4 protein-coding genes are annotated in these 6,323 nt (G+C 69.0%); all 4 read right to left on the bottom strand.

The annotated features are described in order from the left end of the window. Positions 1 to 28 precede the first annotated feature (28 nt). Entirely contained in the window at positions 29 to 1,552 is a 1,524-nt protein-coding gene (gene exaC, locus OG905_RS04935) for an acetaldehyde dehydrogenase ExaC (RefSeq protein ID WP_328666370.1), read from the bottom strand. 100 nt (positions 1,553 to 1,652) lie between these two features. Further along, entirely contained in the window at positions 1,653 to 3,215 is a 1,563-nt protein-coding gene (locus OG905_RS04930) for a GMC family oxidoreductase (RefSeq protein ID WP_328666369.1), read from the bottom strand. A gap of 48 nt (positions 3,216 to 3,263) precedes the next feature. Beyond that, positions 3,264 to 4,853, bottom strand: coding sequence for an APC family permease (locus OG905_RS04925; RefSeq protein ID WP_328666368.1), 1,590 nt, complete (start codon positions 4,851 to 4,853; stop codon positions 3,264 to 3,266). Then, positions 4,850 to 6,319 (bottom strand): aldehyde dehydrogenase family protein, encoded by a 1,470-nt coding sequence (locus OG905_RS04920; RefSeq protein WP_328666367.1) that lies wholly within the window; start codon positions 6,317 to 6,319, stop codon positions 4,850 to 4,852. The genes OG905_RS04925 and OG905_RS04920 overlap by 4 nt, the downstream gene beginning before the upstream one ends. Between the last annotated feature and the right edge of the window lie 4 nt (positions 6,320 to 6,323).

Below are 6,323 nucleotides of genomic sequence, written 5' to 3'. Positions count from 1 at the left end.
CCCAGCTCAGGCGCCTTTTCTCGTGCGTCTAGAAGAAGCCCAGCTTCTTCGGCGAATACGACACCAGAAGATTCTTCGTCTGCTGGTAGTGCTCCAGCATCATCTTGTGGTTCTCGCGGCCGATCCCCGACTGCTTGTAGCCGCCGAACGCCGCATGCGCCGGATACGCGTGGTAGCAGTTCGTCCAGACCCGGCCCGCCTGGATGGCGCGGCCCGCTCGGTACGCGGTGTTGATGTCACGCGTCCAGACGCCCGCGCCGAGCCCGTACAGCGTGTCGTTCGCCGTTGTGATTGCGTCGTCGAAGTCCGAGAAGGACGTGACGGCGACGACCGGGCCGAAGATCTCCTCCTGGAAGACCCGCATGCGGTTGTCGCCCTCGAAGATCGTGGGCTGGACGTAGTAGCCCCCGGCCAACTCGCCGTCGTACTCGATGCGCTGACCGCCCGTCAGGATCTTCGCGCCCTCCTGCTGGCCGATGTCCAGATATGAAAGGATCTTCTGGAGCTGGTCGTTGGACGCCTGCGCGCCGATCATTGTGTCGGTGTCCAGGGGGTGGCCCGGCGCGATCTTCTCCGTGCGGGCGATGCCCGCCTCCAGGAATTCGCTGTAGTGGCCCCGCTGGATCAGCGCCCGCGACGGGCATGTGCACACCTCGCCCTGGTTGAGGGCGAACATGGTGAAGCCTTCGAGCGCCTTGTCGCGGAAGTCGTCGTCGGCCGCCCAGACGTCGTCGAAGAAGATGTTCGGCGACTTGCCGCCGAGCTCCAGGGTGACCGGCCTGATGTTCTCGGAGGCGTACTGCATGATCAGCCGCCCCGTCGTGGTCTCGCCGGTGAACGCGATCTTCGCGACGCGCGGGCTGGAGGCGAGCGGCTTGCCCGCCTCCACGCCGAAGCCGTTGACGATGTTGACGACGCCCGGGGGCAGAAGATCGGCGACCAGGCTCAGCCAGAAGTGGATGGAGGCCGGGGTCTGTTCGGCGGGTTTGAGTACCACCGCGTTGCCTGCCGCCAGGGCGGGCGCCAGCTTCCACACCGCCATCAGGATCGGGAAGTTCCAGGGAATGATCTGGCCGACCACGCCCAGCGGCTCGTGGAAGTGGTACGCGATCGTGTCGTCGTCGACCTCGCTGAGCGAGCCTTCCTGGGCGCGCAGCGCGCCCGCGAAGTAGCGGAAGTGGTCGATGGCGAGCGGGATGTCGGCGGCCAGGGTCTCGCGGACCGGCTTGCCGTTCTCCCAGCTTTCGGCGACCGCCAGTTCCTCCAGATGAGCCTCCATCCGGTCGGCGATCTTCAGCAGGAGGGCGGAGCGGTCGCCCGCCGACGTGCGGCCCCAGGCGGGGGCCGCCGAGTGGGCCGCGTCCAGGGCGCGTTCGATGTCCTCGGCTGTGCCGCGCGCGATCTCGGTGAAGGGGCGGCCGTTGACCGGGCTCGGGTTCTCGAAGTACTGGCCGCGGGCCGGTGCGACGTACTCGCCGCCGATCCAGTGGTCGTAGCGGGACTGGTACGCGACGATCGCGCCGTCGCTGCCCGGCGCTGCGTATCGGGTCATCTCCAAGGCCTCCCGGTGAGGGTGCCGCCCGCCTTTGGACGGCGCTCGCCGCGAGGCTAGGAGCCGGGAGGTTGCGACGACGTTGCACGACGGTCGTCACTCAGCTCGACCGGATCAGATCCACGCACTTCTCGCCGATCATCATCGTCGTGATGCACGGATTGACCGCGGGCAGGAGCGGCATCACCGACGCGTCGGCCACGCGCAGCCCGGTGACTCCCTTGACCCGCAGCTGAGGATCGAGCGGCGAGTCCGCGTCGTCCGCAGCGCCCATCCGCACGGTGCCCGCCGGGTGGTAGACCGTGTTGTGGGTCTCGCGGATGTACGAGAAGAGCTCGTCGTCGCTCCCCAGCGACGGCCCCGGAGCGAGTTCCGTGCCGGCCCACTCGGCCAGCGGGGCCTGGGCGGCGATCTCGCGGGCGAGCCGCAGGCCGTGGGTCATCACCCGGATGTCGTGCTCGTGAGTGAAGTAGCGCGGGTCGACCTTCGGCTTGTCCCGGAAGTCGCGCGTGCGCAGCCGGACCGTGCCCGTGGACCGGGCGCGGGTGACATTCGGTGTGAGGCAGAAGGCGTTGTCGGAGGTCGGATAGCCGCGCCGGTAGGTGTTCATGTCGAACGGCACCGAGCCGTAGTGGAGCATCAGGTCCGGCCGGTCCAGGCCGGGCTCGGTGTCGGCGAGGATGCCGATCTCCCACCACTGCGTCGACGAAGTGACCATGGGCTGCTTCGCCTCCCACATGATCACGCCCTCGGGGTGGTCCTGGAGATGGGAGCCGACACCGGGGGAGTCGACCCGTACGTCGACGCCGCAGTCGCGCAGATGCCCGGCGGGTCCGATGCCCGACAGCATCAGCAGCTTGGGCGAGTCGATGGCCCCGCAGCAGACGATGACCTCGCGGCGGGCCGTGACCGACCCGCTGTGGATGGTGTCTGGTTCCAGGTACTCGACGCCGGTGCAGCGTCCTTGGTCGCCGAAGAGCAGCCGCTTGGCCTGCAGCCCGGTGCGTAGTTCGAGGTTTGGCCGCTTGCCGAGAACGGGGTGGAGGTAGGACACCGACGCGGACGAACGGGTGCCGTCGGAGCGGGCGTTGATCTGGAACCAGTTCGCCCCGCGTACCACCGTGGTGCCGGTGTTGAACGGCGTGGTGGGGATGCCCGCCGCCTCGCAGGCCGCGAGCAGCGCTCTCCCGCACGGGTCGTTCGGCGGTACGGTGCGGATGGTGACCGGGCCCGTTCGGCCGTGGTGCTCGCCGGGCGCGTCATTGGACTCCAGACGCTGGTAGAGCGGAAAACAGTCCTTGGCGCTCCAGCCCGTGCACCCCATCGCGCCCCACTCGTCCAGGTCCTCCGCCGGAGCCCAGAAGGCGATGCAGGAGTTGTGCGAGGAGCAGCCGCCGAGCACCTTGGCGCGGGCGTGCCGCAGGAAGCTGTTGCCGTTCTCCTGCGGCTCCACCGGATAGTCCCAGTCGTAACCCGACTCCAGCAGGGTCATCCACCGGTCGAGTCTGAGGATGCTGTCGTCGCCGACGTCGCAGGGCCCGGCCTCGATCACGCAGACGCTCGACTCCGGGTCCTCGGTCAGCCTTGCGGCGACCACGGCTCCGGCCGTGCCGCCGCCGACCACCACGTAGTCGAACTCGTGGGCGGGGCTCTGTGCGGACATCGCAGCTCCAGTATCGGGAGGCCAAGGTCGGGACGTCCGATCGGGACGTCAGGGGGTGGCGGTGGCCGGCGGTTCGTCCGCGGCGACGGCGCGGTGTTCGGCGAGTACGCCCGTACGGTGGCGCTGCACGAACCAGTAGTAGGCGAAGCCGCCGAGCGCGACCACACCGATGAACAAGAACGCGCCCCAGCGCAGGTACCAGTGCTGGGGACCCGTGGCGTTGTAGACATCGGCGCGCGGCCAGGCGAGGTTGATGGACATGCCCAGGCCCCACACCACGGCCAGGATGTTGACGGGCAGTCCGAACCGGCCGAGCGAGAACTTCCCCTCGGCCGGGTGCCACCTGCCGCGCAGCCGCCGAAGCAGCATGGGGAGGGTGACCATCAGATAGGCCAGATAGATCATGATGACCGCGATGCTCGTGATCACCGAGAAGATCTGCGGCTGGTTGATGTTGATGACCAGGATGACCACCCCCACCACGCCGATCACCACGGCGGGCACGACAGGCGTCTTGAAGCGCGGGCTGACCCGCGCCAGCAGCGATCCCGCGGGCAGGTTGTTGTCGCGTGCCATCGCGAACATCAGCCGGATTCCTGCGGCCTGAACGGCCAGGGCGCACACGGTGATCGCGACGACGACGCACCACAGGAAGATCTCGCCGATTGTCGAGCCGAGGGTCTCGAGGACCACGTACTGCAGTCCTTCCGTCCCCAGCTGCTTCGCGGCGAGATTGGGCACGGCCATCAGCGCGAAGAGCAGAATCAGCCCGCCGATGATGAAGGACGCGATCACGGCGCGCAGGATGGCGCGCGGCGCGTTGCGGCTCGGATCGTGCGACTCCTCGCCGAGCGAGGATGCCGTGTCGAAGCCGTACATCACATACGCCGATGCCAGTGACGCGGTGAGGAACGCGCCGAAGTAGCCGAGGGTGTCGCCGCTCCCGAGCCCGTATGTGTCGGTCAGGACGGTGCTGGGGCCCCGGGTGATGTGCGCCGCGAGGAAGATGATCAGGGCCACGGCGGCGATCAGCTCGATGAAGACGCCGGCGGAGTTGATGGTGGCCATGAGTTTGACGCCGAAGGCGTTGACGACGGTGGTGAAGAGGATGAGCACCGTGCCCAGCAGTACGGCGTTGGCGGCGGCGTCGGTCTTGCCGGTGCCGTCACCGACGAACTGGAACCACTCGTCGATCTGCGGCAGCGTGATCTGGTAGGCGAGGGCCACGGCGGAGAGCGTCACCATGGTGGCCGTCATCATCATCCAGCCGCCGAGCCAGCCGACGTGCGGGCCGCCCATGGTCTTGGACCAGTTGTAGACGGACCCGGCCACCGGGTAGCGGGCGGCGAGCTCGCAGAAGCAGAGCGCCACCATCAGCTGTCCGACGAAGACCATCGGCCAGGACCACCAGTAGGCGGGGCCGCCGAAGGCGACACCGAAGTAGAAGAGCTGGAAGGTGCCGGTCAGGATCGAGATGTAGCTGATCCCGGCGGCGAAGGTGTGGAAGTTGCCGAGGGTGCGCTTGAGTTCGGGCTTGTAGCCGAGTTCGCCGAGCGCGTCGTCGTCGTGCTTGCCCTGGGCGAGACGGACGTCGTGGCGACTTGACGGGTCCGGCCCGCCGCCGGTGCCGCCGCTCATGCGAACCACCTCTGGGGGCGCGGCGCGAGATTGCGCCAGACGTGCTTGGCCTCCTGGTACTCCGCGAGTCCCGCGGGGCCCAGTTCACGGCCGAAGCCGGACTGTTTCATACCGCCCCACTCGGCCTGCGGGACGTACGGATGGAAGTCGTTGATCCATACGGTTCCGGCGCGGATCCGGGACGCCACCCGGTGCGCCCGGCCGACGTCCTGCGACCAGACGGCCCCGGCCAGCCCGTAGACGGTGTCGTTGGCGAGCGCGACCGCCTCCTCCTCGTCGCGGAACGTCTCGACGGTGAGCACCGGACCGAACGACTCGTCCCGCACCACCGACATGCCCGGCGTGCACTCGTCCAGCACGGTCGGCAGGTAGTAGAAGCCCTCGCGCAGCGCCGGGTCGTCTGGCCGTGCGCCGCCGCAGCGCAGCACCGCGCCCTCGGCGAGCCCGGCGGCGACATACCCCTCGACCTTGTCCCGGTGAGCGGCGGAGATCAGCGGCCCGGTGCGGGCGTTCTCGTCGAAGGGTCCGCCGAGCCGGATCTGCCTCGCCTGCGCCACCACCGCGTCGACGAACATGTCGTGCAACTCCTCCTGGACCAGCAGCCGGGCACCGGCCGAGCAGACCTGGCCGGAGTGCAGGAACACCGCCATCAGCGCGTAGTCGACCGCCGCGTCGAAGTCGGCGTCCGCGAAGACGATGTTGGGGTTCTTGCCGCCCAGCTCCAGGGCGACCTTCTTCACGGTCGGCGCGGCGGCCGCCATGATGCGCCGTCCCGTCAGCAGACCGCCGGTGAACGACACCAGATCGACCCGCGGATCCTCGCTCAGCGGCGCGCCCGCGGTGGGACCCGCGCCGAGCACCAGATTGGCCACCCCGTCCGGCAGCCCGGCCTCGGACAGCAGGCGCATCAGGATGATGGCGGTGTGGGGGGTCAGCTCGCTGGGTTTGAGTACGAAGGTGTTGCCCGCGCCGAGCGCCGGGGCGACCTTCCACGCGGTCTGCAGCAGCGGATAGTTCCACGGAGTGATCAGCGCGCACACGCCGACCGGCTCGTGCACCACTCTGCTGTCCGCGTCGGGATTGCCCGTGTCGACGATCCGGTCGCTGCCGCCCGAGGCCGTCAGGCTGCCGAAGTAGCGGAAACAGCCCGCGATGTCGTCCATGTCGTACTCGCTCTCCACCAGCCGCTTCCCGGTGTCCAGGGATTCGGCGCGGGCGAGTGCGTCCTTGTCGCGTTCCAGCAGGTCGGCGACGCGCAGCAGCAGCCTGCCTCGTTCGGCGGCCGGGGTGGCGGGCCACGGGCCGCGGTCGAAGGCGTCACGGGCGGCGGCGATCGCTGCGGCGGCATCCTTCGGCCCGCCCTCGTCCACGGTCGCGACCAGGGTGCCGTCCGCGGGGCAGCGGATCTCACGTACGTGCCCGTCCACCGCGGCGGTCCACTTACCGCCGATGAACAGCTCCGGCATGGGG

The organism is Streptomyces sp. NBC_00322 (assembly GCF_036147535.1).
GTDB lineage: Bacteria > Actinomycetota > Actinomycetes > Streptomycetales > Streptomycetaceae > Streptomyces.
Note: the sequence above shows the minus strand (reverse complement) of the source record. Positions and strands in the feature narration are given on the sequence as shown.

What these genes read in the sequence shown, in the direction of transcription:
- exaC (WP_328666370.1), bottom strand. Translation starts at nt 1,552, where the DNA reads ATGACCCGATACGCAGCGCCGGGCAGCGACGGCGCGATCGTCGCGTAC.
- OG905_RS04930 (WP_328666369.1), bottom strand. Translation starts at nt 3,215, where the DNA reads ATGTCCGCACAGAGCCCCGCCCACGAGTTCGACTACGTGGTGGTCGGC.
- OG905_RS04925 (WP_328666368.1), bottom strand. Translation starts at nt 4,853, where the DNA reads ATGAGCGGCGGCACCGGCGGCGGGCCGGACCCGTCAAGTCGCCACGAC.
- OG905_RS04920 (WP_328666367.1), bottom strand. Translation starts at nt 6,319, where the DNA reads ATGCCGGAGCTGTTCATCGGCGGTAAGTGGACCGCCGCGGTGGACGGG.